The sequence below is a fragment of the Staphylococcus sp. EG-SA-10 genome (genome assembly GCF_017151945.1).
Taxonomy (GTDB): Bacteria; Bacillota; Bacilli; order Staphylococcales; family Staphylococcaceae; genus Staphylococcus; species Staphylococcus aureus.
Genome location: NZ_JACVZJ010000013.1, coordinates 1 through 16717, shown reverse-complemented (window position 1 = coordinate 16717; position 16717 = coordinate 1). Strand labels below are relative to the sequence as shown.

16 protein-coding genes are annotated in these 16717 nt (G+C 32.5%); 13 read left to right on the top strand and 3 right to left on the bottom strand.

Annotated features, from left to right (window positions below; genetic code table 11):
* Positions 1-72: 72 nt before the first annotated feature.
* Positions 73-507, top strand: coding sequence for an MAP domain-containing protein (locus IDG45_RS09680; protein WP_000769690.1), 435 nt, complete (start codon positions 73-75; stop codon positions 505-507).
* Between the two features lie 256 nt (positions 508-763).
* Here the strand turns inward: IDG45_RS09680 and IDG45_RS09675 are convergent, their stop codons facing one another.
* Positions 764-949, bottom strand: a complete 186-nt coding sequence (locus IDG45_RS09675; RefSeq protein WP_000682089.1) for a YjzD family protein — start codon at positions 947-949, stop codon at positions 764-766.
* 294 nt (positions 950-1243) lie between these two features.
* On the opposite strand from IDG45_RS09675, the gene IDG45_RS09670 reads away from it, so the two are divergent.
* Positions 1244-2185: a beta-ketoacyl-ACP synthase III gene (locus IDG45_RS09670; protein WP_001100526.1), complete on the top strand. Its 942-nt coding sequence runs from the start codon at positions 1244-1246 to the stop codon at positions 2183-2185.
* Between the two features lie 11 nt (positions 2186-2196).
* Positions 2197-3441 (top strand): beta-ketoacyl-ACP synthase II, encoded by a 1245-nt coding sequence (gene fabF, locus IDG45_RS09665; protein ID WP_000081240.1) that lies wholly within the window; start codon positions 2197-2199, stop codon positions 3439-3441.
* Positions 3442-3495: 54 nt separating this feature from the next.
* On the opposite strand, the gene IDG45_RS09660 is transcribed toward fabF, so the two are convergent.
* Complete coding sequence (locus tag IDG45_RS09660) at positions 3496-3867, bottom strand: DUF3899 domain-containing protein (RefSeq protein WP_000915160.1); 372 nt, start codon at positions 3865-3867, stop codon at positions 3496-3498.
* 242 nt (positions 3868-4109) lie between these two features.
* Between IDG45_RS09660 and opp3b the strand changes: the two genes are divergently transcribed.
* From opp3b to opp4C, 10 genes are all read left to right on the top strand, one after another.
* Positions 4110-5036: an oligopeptide ABC transporter permease gene (gene opp3b, locus IDG45_RS09655; protein ID WP_000521533.1), complete on the top strand. Its 927-nt coding sequence runs from the start codon at positions 4110-4112 to the stop codon at positions 5034-5036.
* Positions 5036-6106: an oligopeptide ABC transporter permease gene (opp3C, locus tag IDG45_RS09650; protein WP_000829639.1), complete on the top strand. Its 1071-nt coding sequence runs from the start codon at positions 5036-5038 to the stop codon at positions 6104-6106. The genes opp3b and opp3C overlap by 1 nt, the downstream gene beginning before the upstream one ends.
* Positions 6107-6121: 15 nt before the next feature.
* The gene (locus IDG45_RS09645; RefSeq protein WP_000140055.1) at positions 6122-7204 is read left to right on the top strand and encodes an ABC transporter ATP-binding protein; all 1083 of its coding nucleotides are present in this window, start codon (positions 6122-6124) and stop codon (positions 7202-7204) included.
* Positions 7194-8135, top strand: coding sequence for an ABC transporter ATP-binding protein (locus IDG45_RS09640; protein WP_031927833.1), 942 nt, complete (start codon positions 7194-7196; stop codon positions 8133-8135). Before IDG45_RS09645 ends, IDG45_RS09640 begins: the two co-directional genes overlap by 11 nt.
* A gap of 18 nt (positions 8136-8153) precedes the next feature.
* Positions 8154-9809 (top strand): peptide ABC transporter substrate-binding protein, encoded by a 1656-nt coding sequence (locus IDG45_RS09635; protein ID WP_206171608.1) that lies wholly within the window; start codon positions 8154-8156, stop codon positions 9807-9809.
* 208 nt (positions 9810-10017) lie between these two features.
* On the top strand, positions 10018-11733 hold the full coding sequence (opp4A, locus tag IDG45_RS09630) for an oligopeptide ABC transporter substrate-binding protein (protein WP_054193866.1): 1716 nt from the start codon (positions 10018-10020) through the stop codon (positions 11731-11733).
* 50 nt (positions 11734-11783) lie between these two features.
* Positions 11784-12770, top strand: a complete 987-nt coding sequence (locus IDG45_RS09625; RefSeq protein ID WP_001067041.1) for an ABC transporter ATP-binding protein — start codon at positions 11784-11786, stop codon at positions 12768-12770.
* A 2-nt stretch (positions 12771-12772) separates the two neighbouring features.
* Entirely contained in the window at positions 12773-13753 is a 981-nt protein-coding gene (locus tag IDG45_RS09620; protein WP_000427764.1) for an ABC transporter ATP-binding protein, read from the top strand.
* Positions 13746-14708, top strand: a complete 963-nt coding sequence (gene opp4B, locus IDG45_RS09615) for an oligopeptide ABC transporter permease (RefSeq protein ID WP_000593418.1) — start codon at positions 13746-13748, stop codon at positions 14706-14708. The genes IDG45_RS09620 and opp4B overlap by 8 nt, the downstream gene beginning before the upstream one ends.
* Positions 14709-14719: 11 nt before the next feature.
* Positions 14720-15601 carry an oligopeptide ABC transporter permease gene (gene opp4C / locus IDG45_RS09610; protein WP_001180269.1) on the top strand — a complete coding sequence of 294 codons (882 nt, stop codon included), beginning with the start codon at positions 14720-14722 and terminating at the stop codon, positions 15599-15601.
* Between the two features lie 41 nt (positions 15602-15642).
* Here opp4C and trpS read toward each other — a convergent pair whose 3' ends face one another.
* On the bottom strand, positions 15643-16632 hold the full coding sequence (trpS, locus tag IDG45_RS09605; protein WP_000448929.1) for a tryptophan--tRNA ligase: 990 nt from the start codon (positions 16630-16632) through the stop codon (positions 15643-15645).
* Between the last annotated feature and the right edge of the window lie 85 nt (positions 16633-16717).

The following is a 16717-nucleotide window of genomic DNA, read 5'->3' as shown; positions in this document are numbered from 1 at the left end:
ATTTTTGAAACTTTTAGATTTGTGTTATATTGATTTTGTAAGATACTTTAACTCACAAAGGAGAGAGATTATATGAAATTAAAATCATTTATAACTGTAACTTTGGCACTGGGCATGATCGCAACGACTGGCGCTACTGTGGCAAGTAATGAGGTATCTGCAGCAGAAAAGGACAAACTACCGGCAACTCAAAAAGCTAAAGAAATGCAAAATGTTCCATATACAATTGCAGTAGATGGCATAATGGCTTTCAATCAATCTTACTTAAATTTACCAAAAGATAGCCAATTATCATATTTAGATTTAGGAAATAAAGTTAAAGCTTTATTATATGATGAACGTGGTGTAACACCTGAGAAGATTCGAAATGCAAAATCTGCCGTTTACACGATTACTTGGAAAGATGGCAGTAAAAAAGAAGTGGATTTAAAGAAAGATAGTTATACAGCAAACTTGTTTGATTCAAATTCAATTAAACAAATTGATATTAATGTAAAAACTAAATAAACACTTAAAATTATCAAATTCAACATGAAGCATTTAATTTTACAGTGATGATTATAATATAATTGCCTTGATACAAAGATTACTCGTAAATGACATCTTTGTATTAAGGCTTTTTCTAAATTTTAATGTGATGGGTTAGAGGTCATTGAGCTTTAAAATATTCATAATACAAAACATTAATGGCCAAAAATAAAAGCCGCCTTTATCTGGGCAGCTTCAATAATAAGAAAGACATATTTCATTTTATACTAAATAGTTATTGTGATGAATCTTTCGGTGGTTTAATTACTGCAGCAAAAATTGCTGTGAAAATCGTGAACAATACTGCCATGATAATTGGATTCACTACATTTAAGCTGTCTCCACCTACTAGGCTATTAAGTACAAAGTTAACCATTTGCATTAATAATAATGCCCAAAAGAATGTTACGAGGTGTTTCATGTCATTCTACCTCCACTTTAATTATATATATTTTATTTTAAGTGAAAGTTAGAAATTTGTATAGTAACATCTCATATATTTTGACCATATTATACAGTTTAAATAAATGATTTTATCTGAATGGCTATTCTAATTTAAGCGCATTAAAACCAATTTCATACTGAAATTTGACGATAATAAAGCATTAAAATTTTATTAACTAGTCAATATTCCTACCTCTGACTTGAGTTTAAAAAGTAATCTATGTTAAATTAATACCTGGTATTAAAAATTTTATTAAGAAGGTGTTCAACTATGAACGTGGGTATTAAAGGTTTTGGTGCATATGCACCAGAAAAGATTATTGACAATGCCTATTTTGAGCAATTTTTAGATACATCTGATGAATGGATTTCTAAGATGACTGGAATTAAAGAAAGACATTGGGCAGATGACGATCAAGATACTTCAGATTTAGCATATGAAGCAAGTGTAAAAGCAATCGCTGACGCTGGTATTCAGCCCGAAGATATAGATATGATAATTGTTGCCACAGCAACTGGAGATATGCCATTTCCAACTGTCGCAAATATGTTGCAAGAACGTTTAGGGACGGGCAAAGTTGCCTCTATGGATCAACTTGCAGCATGTTCTGGATTTATGTATTCAATGATTACAGCTAAACAATATGTTCAATCTGGAGATTATCATAACATTTTAGTTGTTGGTGCAGATAAATTATCTAAAATAACAGATTTAACTGACCGTTCTACTGCAGTTCTATTTGGAGATGGTGCAGGTGCGGTTATCATCGGTGAAGTTTCAGAAGGCAGAGGTATTATAAGTTATGAAATGGGTTCTGATGGCACTGGTGGTAAACATTTATATTTAGATAAAGATACTGGTAAACTGAAAATGAATGGTCGAGAAGTATTTAAATTTGCTGTTAGAATTATGGGTGATGCATCAACACGTGTAGTTGAAAAAGCGAATTTAACATCAGATGATATAGATTTATTTATTCCTCATCAAGCTAATATTAGAATTATGGAATCAGCTAGAGAACGCTTAGGTATTTCAAAAGACAAAATGAGTGTTTCTGTAAATAAATATGGAAATACTTCAGCTGCGTCAATACCTTTAAGTATCGATCAAGAATTAAAAAATGGTAAACTCAAAGATGATGATACAATTGTTCTTGTCGGATTCGGTGGCGGCCTAACTTGGGGCGCAATGACAATAAAATGGGGAAAATAGGAGGATAACGAATGAGTCAAAATAAAAGAGTAGTTATTACAGGTATGGGAGCCCTTTCTCCAATCGGTAATGATGTCAAAACAACATGGGAGAATGCTCTAAAAGGCGTAAATGGTATCGATAAAATTACACGTATCGATACTGAACCTTATAGCGTTCACTTAGCAGGAGAACTTAAAAACTTTAATATTGAAGATCATATCGACAAAAAAGAAGCGCGTCGTATGGATAGATTTACTCAATATGCAATTGTAGCAGCTAGAGAGGCTGTTAAAGATGCGCAATTAGATATCAATGAAAATACTGCAGATCGAATCGGTGTATGGATTGGTTCTGGTATCGGTGGTATGGAAACATTTGAAATTGCACATAAACAATTAATGGATAAAGGCCCAAGACGTGTGAGTCCATTTTTCGTACCAATGTTAATTCCTGATATGGCAACTGGACAAGTATCAATTGACTTAGGTGCAAAAGGACCAAATGGTGCAACAGTTACAGCATGTGCAACAGGTACAAACTCAATCGGAGAAGCATTTAAAATTGTGCAACGCGGTGATGCAGATGCAATGATTACTGGTGGTACAGAAGCACCAATTACTCATATGGCAATTGCAGGTTTCAGTGCAAGTCGAGCGCTTTCTACAAATGATGACATTGAAACAGCATGTCGTCCATTCCAAGAAGGCAGAGACGGTTTTGTTATGGGTGAAGGTGCTGGTATTTTAGTAATCGAATCTTTAGAATCAGCACAAGCTCGAGGTGCCAATATTTATGCTGAGATAGTTGGCTATGGTACTACAGGTGATGCTTATCATATTACAGCACCAGCTCCAGAAGGTGAAGGCGGTTCTAGAGCAATGCAAGCAGCTATGGATGATGCTGGTATTGAACCTAAAGATGTACAATACTTAAATGCCCATGGTACAAGTACTCCTGTTGGTGACTTAAATGAAGTTAAAGCTATTAAAAATACATTTGGTGAAGCAGCTAAACACTTAAAAGTTAGCTCAACAAAATCAATGACTGGTCACTTACTTGGTGCAACAGGTGGAATTGAAGCAATCTTCTCAGCGCTTTCAATTAAAGACTCTAAAGTCGCACCGACAATTCATGCGGTAACACCAGATCCAGAATGTGATTTGGATATTGTTCCAAATGAAGCGCAAGACCTTGATATTACTTATGCAATGAGTAATAGCTTAGGATTCGGTGGACATAACGCAGTATTAGTATTCAAGAAATTTGAAGCATAATTATAAAAATCTTCAGTAACGTTGTTTTAGTTACTGAAGATTTTTTCTGTTTCTTTATACTAAGATGAGCGACAGCACAATCGCCATAATAAAATATAAAATATTTATTAATAATAAGGGTATTATCCATGTAGAAACAAAGTAATGCTCTTTTTTTACCTCTTGTGGGTTGAAAAATGGATCATCAGAGATAGACTTCTTCTTTTTCGAAGATGACATTTGATACTTTAATCTTCTAAAACCATAACTTGTCGCATCAAAAATGCCTTCTTGTACAAGTAAAATCAAAAATATGCTAATAAAAATAATTAATGAAACATAAAACAATATATTTAAATATGTAATGATAGTATGGCTATTAAAAACCCATATAATAAACGTTAACATTGGGGTTATTAGTGCCATTCCAAGCCATTTTTTCAACATTTGATCACTCCCACTTATAGAAAACTCTTACGCATAGTTTACATTAAAATGAGACATTGAGGAATGATTTTTTAATTTCTTCAGTTTTATTGAAATTCTAAAATCAATCATTCTTCATTAGTTTAAAGCAAAAAAATATTGATATATAGTAAATATTGTATATATAATATTAGTTAAGATTTCAGAAAATTTTGAAGGGAATGGAAATTTAGAAATCGGAATTTGTTAGAGGAGGGGATTAGATGGGGAAATATATTTTCAAACGATTTATTTATATGCTTATTTCTTTATTTATTATTATTACAATTACATTTTTCTTAATGAAATTAATGCCAGGTTCGCCATTTAACGATGCTAAATTAAATGCTGAACAAAAAGAAATTTTAAATGAAAAATATGGATTAAATGATCCTGTAGCTACGCAGTATTTACATTATTTAAAAAATGTTGTTACAGGCGATTTTGGTAATTCATTCCAGTATCATAATCAACCTGTGTGGGATTTGATTAAACCAAGACTACTACCTTCTTTTGAAATGGGTCTTACAGCGATGTTCATCGGTGTGATACTGGGACTTATTTTAGGTGTTGCAGCAGCTACTAAACAAAATTCTTGGGTTGACTATACAACTACAGTTATTTCAGTTATTGCAGTATCTGTACCATCTTTTGTACTTGCTGTACTTTTACAATATGTATTTGCAGTTAAATTAAGATGGTTCCCAGTAGCTGGATGGGAAGGTTTTTCGACCGCGGTATTACCGTCACTTGCATTATCTGCAGCTGTTTTAGCAACTGTCGCCAGATACATAAGAGCAGAGATGATAGAGGTATTAAGTTCAGACTACATTTTATTAGCGAGAGCTAAAGGTAATTCGACAATGCGTGTACTTTTTGGACATGCACTTAGAAATGCTTTAATTCCAATTATTACAATTATCGTTCCCATGTTAGCAAGTATTTTAACAGGCACTTTAACAATTGAAAATATTTTTGGGGTTCCTGGATTAGGGGATCAATTCGTACGTTCAATTACAACAAATGATTTCTCAGTAATCATGGCAATCACACTATTATTTAGCACACTGTTTATCGTTTCTATTTTTATTGTAGATATTTTATACGGTGTGATAGATCCACGAATTCGTGTTCAAGGAGGTAAAAAATAATGGCTGAAAATAAAAACAATTTGTCGATTAACGACGATCATTCTAATGCAGCTATGACGCATACCTCTGACGCTATCGCATCATCTGATTTTATTATTAGAGAATTAGATTTGAATCAGGAACCTGAAATGCAACGAGAAAGCAAAAACTTTTGGCAAGATGCTTGGGCTCAGTTAAAACGAAATAAGTTAGCTGTTGTCGGTATGATAGGTTTAATTATCATTGTAATATTTGCTTTTATCGGTCCAGTTATAAATAAACATGATTATGCTGAACAAAATGTACAACATAGAAATCTTCCGGCAAAAATACCTGTATTAGACAAAGTTCCATTTTTACCTTTTGATGGTAAAGATGCAGATGGCAAGGATGCTTATAAAGCAGCAAATGCTAAAGAAAATTATTGGTTTGGTACTGATCAGTTGGGTCGAGATTTATGGACAAGAACATGGAAAGGTGCTCAAATTTCATTGTTTATCGGTGTTGTTGCAGCGATGTTAGATATTTTTATTGGCGTTGTATATGGTGCGATTTCTGGATTCTTCGGTGGACGTGTCGATACGATTATGCAACGTATACTTGAAGTCATAGCATCTATTCCGAATTTAATTGTCGTAATTTTATTTGTATTAATTTTTGAACCATCCATTTGGACAATTATATTGGCTATGTCTATCACAGGCTGGTTAGGCATGAGCAGAGTTGTACGTGGAGAATTTTTAAAATTGAAAAATCAAGAGTTTGTCATGGCTTCGAAAACATTGGGGGCTTCAAAATTCAAATTGATATTTAAGCATATTTTACCTAATACGTTAGGTGCTATCGTGGTTACATCAATGTTTACAGTACCTAGTGCTATTTTCTTCGAAGCATTTTTAAGTTTCATTGGTATAGGTGTACCCGCACCTCAAACATCGTTAGGGTCATTAGTAAATGATGGGCGCGCAATGTTATTAATTTATCCACATGAATTATTTATACCAGCAATGATTTTAAGTTTATTAATTCTATTCTTTTACTTATTTAGTGATGGATTACGTGATGCATTTGATCCGAAAATGCGTAAATAAAAGGGGGCATAGCATATGACTGAAAGAATATTAGAAGTAAATGATTTGCATGTTTCCTTTGATATTACAGCAGGGGAAGTGCAGGCAGTGAGAGGTGTAGATTTTTATTTAAACAAAGGGGAAACATTGGCAATTGTTGGTGAATCAGGTTCAGGTAAATCTGTAACAACAAAAGCAATTACAAAATTATTCCAAGGGGACACAGGAAGAATTAAAAAGGGAGAAATTTTATTTTTAGGGGAAGATTTAGCAAAAAAATCTGAAAATGAGTTAATTAAATTACGTGGCAAAGATATTTCAATGATCTTTCAAGATCCAATGACATCTTTAAACCCAACGATGCAAATTGGTAAACAAGTCATGGAACCATTAATTAAGCACAAAAATTATAGTAAAGCACAAGCTAAAAAGCGCGCATTGGAAATACTAAATCTTGTAGGTTTACCAAATGCAGAAAAAAGATTTAAAGCATATCCACATCAATTTTCAGGTGGACAAAGGCAAAGAATTGTTATTGCAACCGCATTAGCTTGTGAACCTAAAGTGCTCATTGCTGATGAACCAACGACTGCATTAGACGTAACGATGCAGGCACAAATTTTAGATTTAATGAAAGAACTACAACAAAAAATCGATACAGCAATTATTTTTATAACGCATGATTTAGGGGTTGTTGCGAATATTGCTGATAGAGTGGCAGTTATGTATGGTGGTCAAATGGTTGAAACAGGAGATGTTAACGAAATATTTTATGATCCAAAGCATCCATATACATGGGGATTATTATCGTCAATGCCTGATTTATCAACAACAAATGACACACCATTACTAGCGATTCCTGGAGCGCCACCTGATTTATTACACCCACCTAAAGGTGATGCATTTGCTAGACGTAGTCAATATGCATTAGATATTGATTTTAAAGTAGAACCACCGTGGTTTAAAGTTTCACCGACACATTTTGTGAAATCTTGGTTATTAGACGCACGTGCACCAAAAGTTGAACTACCCGAGCTGGTAAAACAACGTATGAAACCGATGCCTAATAATTATGAAAAACCACTCAAGGTAGAAAGGGTGTCGTTCAATGAAAAATGATGAAGTGCTATTATCTATTAAAAATTTAAAGCAATATTTTAACGCAGGAAAGAAAAACGAAGTGAGAGCGATTGAAAATATTTCGTTTGAAATATACAAAGGGGAAACATTAGGTTTAGTAGGAGAATCGGGGTGTGGTAAATCTACAACTGGTAAATCAATTATCAAACTTAATGATATTACAAGTGGAGAAATTTTGTATGAGGGTATTGATATACAAAAGATTCGTAAACGTAAAGATTTGCTTAAATTTAATAAAAAGATACAGATGATTTTTCAAGACCCATATGCGTCTTTAAATCCTAGGTTAAAAGTAATGGATATAGTAGCTGAAGGTATTGATATCCATCATTTAGCAACTGATAAACGTGAGCGTAAAAAACGTGTCTATGATTTACTTGAAACTGTTGGATTAAGTAAAGAACATGCCAATCGTTATCCTCATGAATTTTCAGGTGGACAACGCCAACGTATTGGAATTGCCCGTGCATTAGCCGTTGAACCAGAATTTATTATAGCAGATGAACCTATTTCAGCATTGGATGTTTCAATTCAAGCTCAAGTAGTCAATTTGTTATTAAAATTACAGCGTGAAAAAGGTATTACATTCCTATTTATTGCACATGATTTATCAATGGTGAAGTATATCTCTGATCGAATTGCAATCATGCATTTTGGGAAAATTGTAGAAATCGGACCAGCAGACGATATTTATCAATATCCATTACATGATTATACTAAGTCTTTATTGTCGGCAATTCCTCAACCGGATCCTGAATCGGAACGTAGTCGCAAACGATTTAGTTATATTGATGATGAAGCAAATAATCATTTAAGACAATTACATGAAATAAGACCAAAGCATTTTGTTTTTAGTACTGAAGATGAAGCGGCACGACTACGAAAAAATTTGTTGGTAACACAAGATTAAGGGGAAGGGGGAAATAAAATGACAAGAAAGTTAAAAACGCTGATTTTAATATTTGTTGCCACAATTGCATTAAGTGGTTGTGCTAATGACGATGGTATTTATTCAGATAAAGGTCAAGTATTCAGAAAAATTTTGTCAGCAGACTTAACATCACTTGATACATCATTAATTACGGATGAAATATCTTCTGAAGTGACTGCGCAAACATTCGAAGGTTTATATACATTAGGAAAAGGTGACAAACCGGTGTTAGGTGTTGCGAAAGCTTTTCCAGAAAAGAGTAAAGATGGGAAAACTTTAAAGGTTAAATTAAGAAGCGATGCTAAATGGAGCAATGGTGACAAAGTGACTGCACAAGACTTTGTTTATGCTTGGAGAAAAACAGTTGACCCTAAAACAGGTTCTGAATTTGCATACATTATGGGGGACATTAAAAATGCGAGTGATATTAGTACTGGTAAGAAACCTGTAGAGCAATTAGGTATCAAAGCATTAGATGATGAAACATTACAAATTGAATTAGAAAAGCCGGTTCCATATATTAATCAATTATTAGCACTTAATACATTTGCACCTCAAAATGAAAAAGTTGCCAAAAAATATGGTAAAAATTATGGTACGGCAGCTGATAGAGCGGTATACAATGGTCCATTTAAAGTTGATGATTGGAAACAAGAAGATAAAACCTTACTATCTAAAAATCAGTATTATTGGGATAAAAAGAATGTAAAATTAGATAAAGTGAATTATAAAGTTATTAAAGACTTACAAGCAGGTGCATCATTGTATGATACTGAATCAGTAGATGACGCAGTTATTACAGCAGATCAAGTAAATAAATATAAAGATAATAAAGGTTTAAACTTTGTGTTAACGTCTGGGACATTTTTTGTGAAAATGAATGAAAAACAATATCCTGATTTTAAAAACAAAAATTTAAGATTGGCTATCGCGCAAGCAATAGATAAAAAAGGATACGTTGATTCAGTGAAAAACAATGGCTCAATTCCTTCCGATACATTAACAGCCAAAGGCATTGCGAAAGCGCCTAATGGCAAAGATTATGCGAGTACCATGAATTCGCCTTTAAAATATAATCCTAAAGAAGCAAGAGAACACTGGGACAAAGCTAAAAAAGAGTTAGGTAAAAATGAATTGACATTTTCAATGAACACAGAAGATACACCAGATGCAAAAATATCTGCTGAATACATCAAATCACAAGTTGAGAAAAATTTACCAGGTGTCACTTTGAAAATTAAACAATTACCGTTTAAACAAAGAGTATCACTAGAACTGAGTAACAATTTTGAAGCATCACTTAGTGGTTGGTCTGCAGATTACCCTGATCCTATGGCTTACTTAGAAACAATGACCACAGGTAGCGCACAAAATAATACAGACTGGGGTAATAAAGAATACGATCAATTACTTAAAGTAGCAAGAACCAAATTGGCACTTCAACCGAACAAACGATATGAAAACTTGAAAAAAGCAGAAGAAATGTTCCTAGGAGATGCACCGGTAGCACCAATTTATCAAAAAGGTGTTGCACATTTAACAAATCCTCAAGTAAAAGGATTGATTTACCATAAATTTGGTCCAAATAACTCACTTAAACATGTATATATTGATAAATCGATAGATAAAGAAACAGGTAAGAAGAAAAAATAATATGCTTTGTAAATTAGGCTGGAGATATATCTCCAGTCTTTTTGTATTGCAGAAAAACCTTGGGAAAAAATTAAAATAAGTCGTTTTTTAAATTACTGAAATTGATCAAATGCACAAATGACTGAATATTCTAAAAATAAACTTGTAATAATTTTTTCTATGAGTAAACTAAAAAGAAAATATTAGATTGAAAGTAGGAGGCATATGTATGGGGAAGCTTATTAAATATATTTCAATGCTTCTTATTGTCGTTTTAGTGTTGAGCGCTTGCGGAAAAAGCAGTAATAAAGATGAAGGAGTAAAAGATGCTACTAAAACAGAAGCGTCAAAACATAAAGGTGGTACGCTAAATGTAGCGTTAACAGCACCGCCAAGTGGTGTTTATTCTTCGTTATTAAATAGTACACATGCGGATGCTGTAGTTGAAGGATATTTTAATGAAAACTTATTAACAATTGATAAAAAAATACGTCCTAAAGCATATATTGCTTCATGGAAGGACATCGAGCCGGCTAAGAAAATAGAATTTAAAATTAAAAAAGGTATTAAATGGCATGATGGCAATGAATTAAAAATTGATGATTGGATTTATTCAATTGAAGTCTTAGCTAACAAGGATTACGAAGGCGCTTATTATCCTAGTGTAGAAAATATCCAAGGTGCAAAAGATTATCATGAAGGAAAAGCTGATCATATTAGCGGATTGAAGAAAATAGATGACTACACTATGCAGGTTACATTTGATAAAAAGCAAGAAAATTACTTAACAGGATTTATTACTGGACCTTTATTAAGTAAAAAATATTTATCAGATGTATCAATTAAAGATTTAGCGAAATCAGATAAAATCCGAAAATATCCTATTGGTATTGGACCATATAAAGTTAAGAAAATCGTCCCAGGTGAGGCTGTTCAACTTGTTAAATTTGATGATTATTGGCAAGGTAAGCCTGCATTAGACAAAATCAATTTGAAAGTTATTGATCAAGCTCAAATTATTAAGGCGATGGAAAAAGGCGATATTGATGTTACGAATGATGCTACCGGTGCAATGGCAAAAGATGCTAAGTCATCTAATGCTGGTCTCAAGGTATTATCTGCGCCAAGCTTAGACTACGGTTTAATAGGATTCGTATCTCATGATTACGATAAAAAAGCTAATAAAACTGGTAAAGTGAGACCAAAATATGAAGACAAAGAATTACGTAAAGCAATGCTTTATGCAATTGATAGAGAAAAATGGATCAAAGCATTTTTCAATGGTTACGCTAGTGAAATAAATAGTTTTGTACCATCAATGCATTGGATAGCAGCTGATCCTAAGGAACTAAACGATTATAAATATGATCCTGAAAAAGCTAAAAAAATCTTAGATAAGTTAGGTTATAAAGATAGAGATGGTGACGGATTTAGAGAAGATCCTAAAGGTAATAAATTTGAGATTAACTTTAAACATTATTCAGGTTCAAATCCTACTTTTGAACCAAGAACTGCTGCGATAAAAGATTTCTGGGAAAAAGTTGGCTTGAAAACAAATGTGAAGTTAGTAGAATTCGGTAAATATAATGAAGACTTAGCAAATGCATCTAAAGATATGGAAGTGTACTTCAGATCATGGGCAGGCGGTACAGATCCAGATCCATCAGATTTATACCATACTGATAGACCTCAAAATGAAATGAGAACAGTTTTACCAAAATCAGATCAATATTTAGATGATGCATTAGACTTCGAAAAAGTAGGCATTGATGAAAAGAAACGTAAAGATATTTATGTTAAATGGCAAAAATATATGAATGATGAGTTACCTGGATTACCAATGTTCCAAGGTAAATCGATAACTATTGTTAACGATAAAGTACGAAACTTAGACATTGAAATTGGAACTGATCAAAGTTTATATAATTTAACTAAAGAAGCTTAGTAATGTAACCTCGACGATTTTGTCGAGGTTTACTTATATGGGGGGATGTTATGAATAATGTATTGTTAGAGGTTAAAGATTTAGAAACATCATTAAAAATAAATAATGAATGGTTAGCAACTGTTGAAAATATTTCTTTTGAATTATCTAAAGGAGAAGTTTTGGGTATAGTAGGGGAATCTGGTTGCGGTAAGTCCATATTAAGTAAGTCAATTATTAAATTATTACCAGAAAAGATATCTAAACTAAGTAATGGAGAAGTTATATTTGATGGTAAACGAATCGATACACTCAATGAGAAGCAATTGCTAGATATTCGAGGAAATGATATTGCTATGATTTTTCAAGAACCTATGACTGCTTTAAATCCGGTATTTACCATAAAAAATCAACTAGTGGAATCTATAAAATCACATAAAAAAATTTCTAAAAAAGAAGCAAATAACTTAGCAAAAGATTTACTAAAAAAAGTTGGAATTGCAAGACAAGATGAAATATTAAATAGCTATCCTCATCAATTATCTGGTGGTATGCGGCAAAGAGTAATGATTGCAATGGCCATTTCATGTTCTCCCAAATTATTAATTGCTGATGAACCTACAACTGCTTTGGATGTCACGATTCAAGCGCAAATATTAGACTTATTAAAAGAATTGCAAAAGGAAACGCAAATGGCAATTATGATGATTACACATGATTTGAGTGTGGTTGCTGAATTTTGCGATAAAGTTTTGGTTATGTATGCAGGTCAAATTGTAGAATTTGGAGGCATAAAAGAAATACTACACAATCCGAAACATCCTTATACTCAAAAATTATTATCTACAATTCCAAAACTTAAAGAAGAGCAGAAACGACTTGAAACGATAGAAGGAATTGTGCCATCAATCCAAGCATTTCACGTTAATAAGTGCAGATTTGCAAATAGATGTAACAAAAAACTGGATATTTGTAATAATCAATCTCCTAAAATGCATGTTTGTGAAGACGTCATTGTACGTTGTCATTTGTACCAAAATGAATATAAGGAGATATAAGAATGGAAAATATTTTAGAAGTAAATCACATAAAAAAATACTACAAAATTAAAACTGGATTATTACAAAAAACTCAGTACGTTAAAGCTGTTGATGACGTATCGTTTTCAATAAAAAAAGGACAAACTTTTGGATTAGTAGGAGAATCGGGTTGTGGTAAGTCAACGTTAGGTAAAGTGATTATCAGGCTTGAAGATGCAACTTCAGGCTCAATAATTGTTAATGGTGAAGATATAACAAGGTTACAAGGTAAAAAACTGAGAAAATCACGACAACAATATCAGATGATATTTCAAGATCCGTATGCATCATTGAATCCGATGCAAATGGTTGGAGATATCATTTCAGAACCTATTTTAAATTATAAAAAATTGCCAAAAGAAGAAATAAAAAAAGAAGTACTATATTTATTAAAATGTGTTGGCCTAAGTGAAGATGCATATTATAAATATGCACATGAATTTTCAGGTGGACAGAGACAAAGAGTGGGAATTGCAAGAGCATTGGCTTTGCGTCCGAGTTTAATTGTTGCTGATGAGCCTGTAAGTGCATTGGATGTATCTGTTCAATCTCAAGTACTGAATTTATTAAAAGATTTACAAGAACAATTTAACTTAAGCTATTTATTTATCGCACATGATTTAAGTGTAGTAAAACATATAAGTGATGTCATTGGAGTTATGTATTTAGGTCATATAGTTGAAATCGCATCTGATAAAGAAATTTATGAAAATCCCAAACATCCATATACAAAAGCGTTGATTTCATCAATACCACAAATTGATAAGCTAAATAAAAATAGAATTATATTAAAGGGAGAATTACCTTCGCCAAGTAATCCGCCACAAGGTTGTCCTTTCCATACTAGATGTCCAATTGCTCAAGATATGTGCAAAAAAAGTATGCCAGAATTAAAGGACATTGGTAACGAACATCAAGTTGCTTGTTTCTACGTAGATAAAGTAGGTGATTTAAATGATTAAATTAATACTTAAAAGGTTAGGGTTAATGATCCCGTTACTAATTTTAATCTCAATAGTTGTATTTTCATTGGCAATCATACAACCAGGAGATCCATTTTCAGATTTACAAAACGGTAAAATAAAACAAGAAGCAATAAATGCACAAAGAGAAAAGTTAGGTCTCAACGACTCAATACCACATCAATACATTAGATGGGTCAATCATGTTATACACGGTGATTTAGGGGAGTCAATCAAATATAAAAGGCCGGTAATTGATGTTATTGAGGAAAGAATTCCAAATACAATATTACTCGGTGCTATGTCATTAATTATTACTTATATTATCTCATTTGCTTTAGGAATAACGTCAGGTAGATATTCTTACAGTTTGACGGATTATACTGTGCAAATATTTAATTATTTGATGTTAGCCATTCCATCTTTTATTGCGGGAGTATTTGCAATTTTTATTTTTTCTTTTGAATTACAATGGTTCCCGTTTCAAGGTTCTGTTGATATTAACCTTAAAGAAGGCACTTTTGAATATTATATGAGTAAAATATATCACACATTTTTACCTGCATTCACTTTAGGTTTATTATCTACTGCTGGTTATATTCAATATTTACGTAATGATATTATTGAAAATTCTAAAAAAGATTATGTATTGACGGCAAGGTCAAAAGGATTATCTATGAATAAAATTTATAATAAACATATATTGAGAAATTCTCTAATACCTATTATTACATTTTTAGGTGCTGATATTGTAAGTATTTTAGGTGGAGCTGTGATTACGGAGACTATCTTTTCATATAACGGTATCGGTAAATTATTTTTAGAATCGGTAATAGGCCAAGACTATCCATTAATGATGGCATTAACGTTATTTTTCTCATTTTTAGGTTTACTGGGTAATTTGATTTCTGATATTACTTATGGATTTATAGATTCAAGAATTAGAAGTAACTAGGGGGGATTAGAATGCAAAATAAGTCAAAATCGCCTTTTAAAATTGCATTGTCTAAATTTATTCATAATAAAATTGCAATGTTATCGGTTATTTTTTTATTAATCATAACTATTGTATCAATTATAGCGCCATTAATAGCTCCTTTTCCAGTGAACCAACAAGATTTATTAAATATAAAAGGTGAAATGACAGCACAAAACATTCTTGGTACAGACTCTGGTGGTAGGGATAACTTTAGTCGTTTGTTATATGCAGGTCGTATTTCATTATCCATTGGAATTACATCTACAATAGGAATGCTTTTGATTGGAATTACAGTTGGAGTGATTTCTGGTTATTTTGGAGGTATTGTTGATACATTATTAATGAGAATAACCGAATTTGTTATGTTATTTCCATTTTTAATATTTGCAATTGTATTAAATGCTGCACTTGGAGATAAAATTAAAAATCCTTATGGATCTGCCATAATTCTTGTTCTAGTTATTATCGTATTAAGTTGGGGAGGTATTGCAAGACTTGTTCGTGGTAAAGTACTTCAAGAAAAAGAAAATGAATACTTTTTGGCAGCAAAATCAATTGGTACACCCACATATAAAATTATTTTGAAACATCTTTTGCCGAATATATTAAGTGTAGTTATCGTACAAGCAACATTGTTATTTGCCGGTATGATTGTAGTGGAATCAGGATTGAGTTTTTTAGGATTCGGAATTAGTAAAGCAATCCCATCTTGGGGTAATATGTTGAGTGATGCTCAAGAAGGGGATGTTATAAGTGGTAAACCATGGATATGGATGCCACCTGCTATATTGATTACATTAACTATATTAAGTATAAACTTTGTAGGGGAAGGGCTTAAAGATGCTTTTAATCCTAGAGGTAGACGTTAAATAATAAAAGAGGTACTAGTTAATTCTAGTACCTCTTTATTTTATCTCTTACGTCCTAAACCCATCGCTTTTTCCATTTTCTTGACAGTTTTAAATGAAACTTTGTGTGCTTTATCTCTACCTTGATCTAAAATATCATCAAGTTTATCTGAGTTATAGAAACTTTCGTATTTTTCTTGGAATTCTACTAAAAATGCTTTAACTATTTCAGCAAGGTCACCTTTAAATTTACCATAACCTTCGCCTTCATATTTTGCCTCAATATCTTTAATTGGCATGTCTGTTAATCCAGCGTATATTGAAATTAAATTCGTTATACCTGGCTTTTTGTCACGATCAAATTTAATAATACCATCTGAATCAGTTACTGCGCTTTTAATTTTTTTAGCTGCAACATTCGGCTCGTCTAATAATGAAATGAAGTTTTTAGCATTATCATCACTCTTACTCATTTTTCTTGTTGGGTCTTGTAAACTCATGACACGTCCACCAACTTTAGGCATACGAATTTCAGGTTTCACAAGCACATCATTATAGCGGCTATTAAATCTATCTACAAGGTTACGAGTCAATTCGATATGCTGCTTTTGGTCATCGCCAACTGGAACGATATTAGTATTGTAAAGAACAATATCAGCTGCCATTAAAGGTGGATATGTTAATAGACCAGCTGGTATACCTTCAACTGCTTTCTGAGCTTTATCTTTGTATTGCGTCATACGCTCTAATTCTCCAACAGAAGCAATCGTAGTTAACATCCATCCTGCTTGTACGTGTGCAGGGACTTCAGATTGTATGAACAATGTTGCTTTGTCTGGATCTATACCAGAAGCTAAATAAATCGCTGCTAATTGTCTAGTTTGTTTACGTAATTTTAAGCGATCTTGTGGCATTGTAATTGCATGTTGATCTACGATACAGAAATAACAATCGTAGTCATTTTGCACATCAACAAATTGTTTTAGTGCGCCAATATAATTTCCAATAGTAGGAATTCCACTAGGTTGGATGCCTGAAAATAATGTCTCCATTTAAATGCCTACTTTCTTAGTAATATTTTAATAATTATCATTATAACAGTATTTCTTAAAAATGTAAGATGTGTTAGAATATACG

Coding starts and splice junctions, on each gene's coding strand:
- IDG45_RS09680 (WP_000769690.1), top strand. CDS start 73: ATGAAATTAAAATCATTTATAACTGTAACTTTGGCACTGGGCATGATC.
- IDG45_RS09675 (WP_000682089.1), bottom strand. CDS start 949: ATGAAACACCTCGTAACATTCTTTTGGGCATTATTATTAATGCAAATG.
- IDG45_RS09670 (WP_001100526.1), top strand. CDS start 1,244: ATGAACGTGGGTATTAAAGGTTTTGGTGCATATGCACCAGAAAAGATT.
- fabF (WP_000081240.1), top strand. CDS start 2,197: ATGAGTCAAAATAAAAGAGTAGTTATTACAGGTATGGGAGCCCTTTCT.
- IDG45_RS09660 (WP_000915160.1), bottom strand. CDS start 3,867: ATGTTGAAAAAATGGCTTGGAATGGCACTAATAACCCCAATGTTAACG.
- opp3b (WP_000521533.1), top strand. CDS start 4,110: ATGGGGAAATATATTTTCAAACGATTTATTTATATGCTTATTTCTTTA.
- opp3C (WP_000829639.1), top strand. CDS start 5,036: ATGGCTGAAAATAAAAACAATTTGTCGATTAACGACGATCATTCTAAT.
- IDG45_RS09645 (WP_000140055.1), top strand. CDS start 6,122: ATGACTGAAAGAATATTAGAAGTAAATGATTTGCATGTTTCCTTTGAT.
- IDG45_RS09640 (WP_031927833.1), top strand. CDS start 7,194: ATGAAAAATGATGAAGTGCTATTATCTATTAAAAATTTAAAGCAATAT.
- IDG45_RS09635 (WP_206171608.1), top strand. CDS start 8,154: ATGACAAGAAAGTTAAAAACGCTGATTTTAATATTTGTTGCCACAATT.
- opp4A (WP_054193866.1), top strand. CDS start 10,018: ATGGGGAAGCTTATTAAATATATTTCAATGCTTCTTATTGTCGTTTTA.
- IDG45_RS09625 (WP_001067041.1), top strand. CDS start 11,784: ATGAATAATGTATTGTTAGAGGTTAAAGATTTAGAAACATCATTAAAA.
- IDG45_RS09620 (WP_000427764.1), top strand. CDS start 12,773: ATGGAAAATATTTTAGAAGTAAATCACATAAAAAAATACTACAAAATT.
- opp4B (WP_000593418.1), top strand. CDS start 13,746: ATGATTAAATTAATACTTAAAAGGTTAGGGTTAATGATCCCGTTACTA.
- opp4C (WP_001180269.1), top strand. CDS start 14,720: ATGCAAAATAAGTCAAAATCGCCTTTTAAAATTGCATTGTCTAAATTT.
- trpS (WP_000448929.1), bottom strand. CDS start 16,632: ATGGAGACATTATTTTCAGGCATCCAACCTAGTGGAATTCCTACTATT.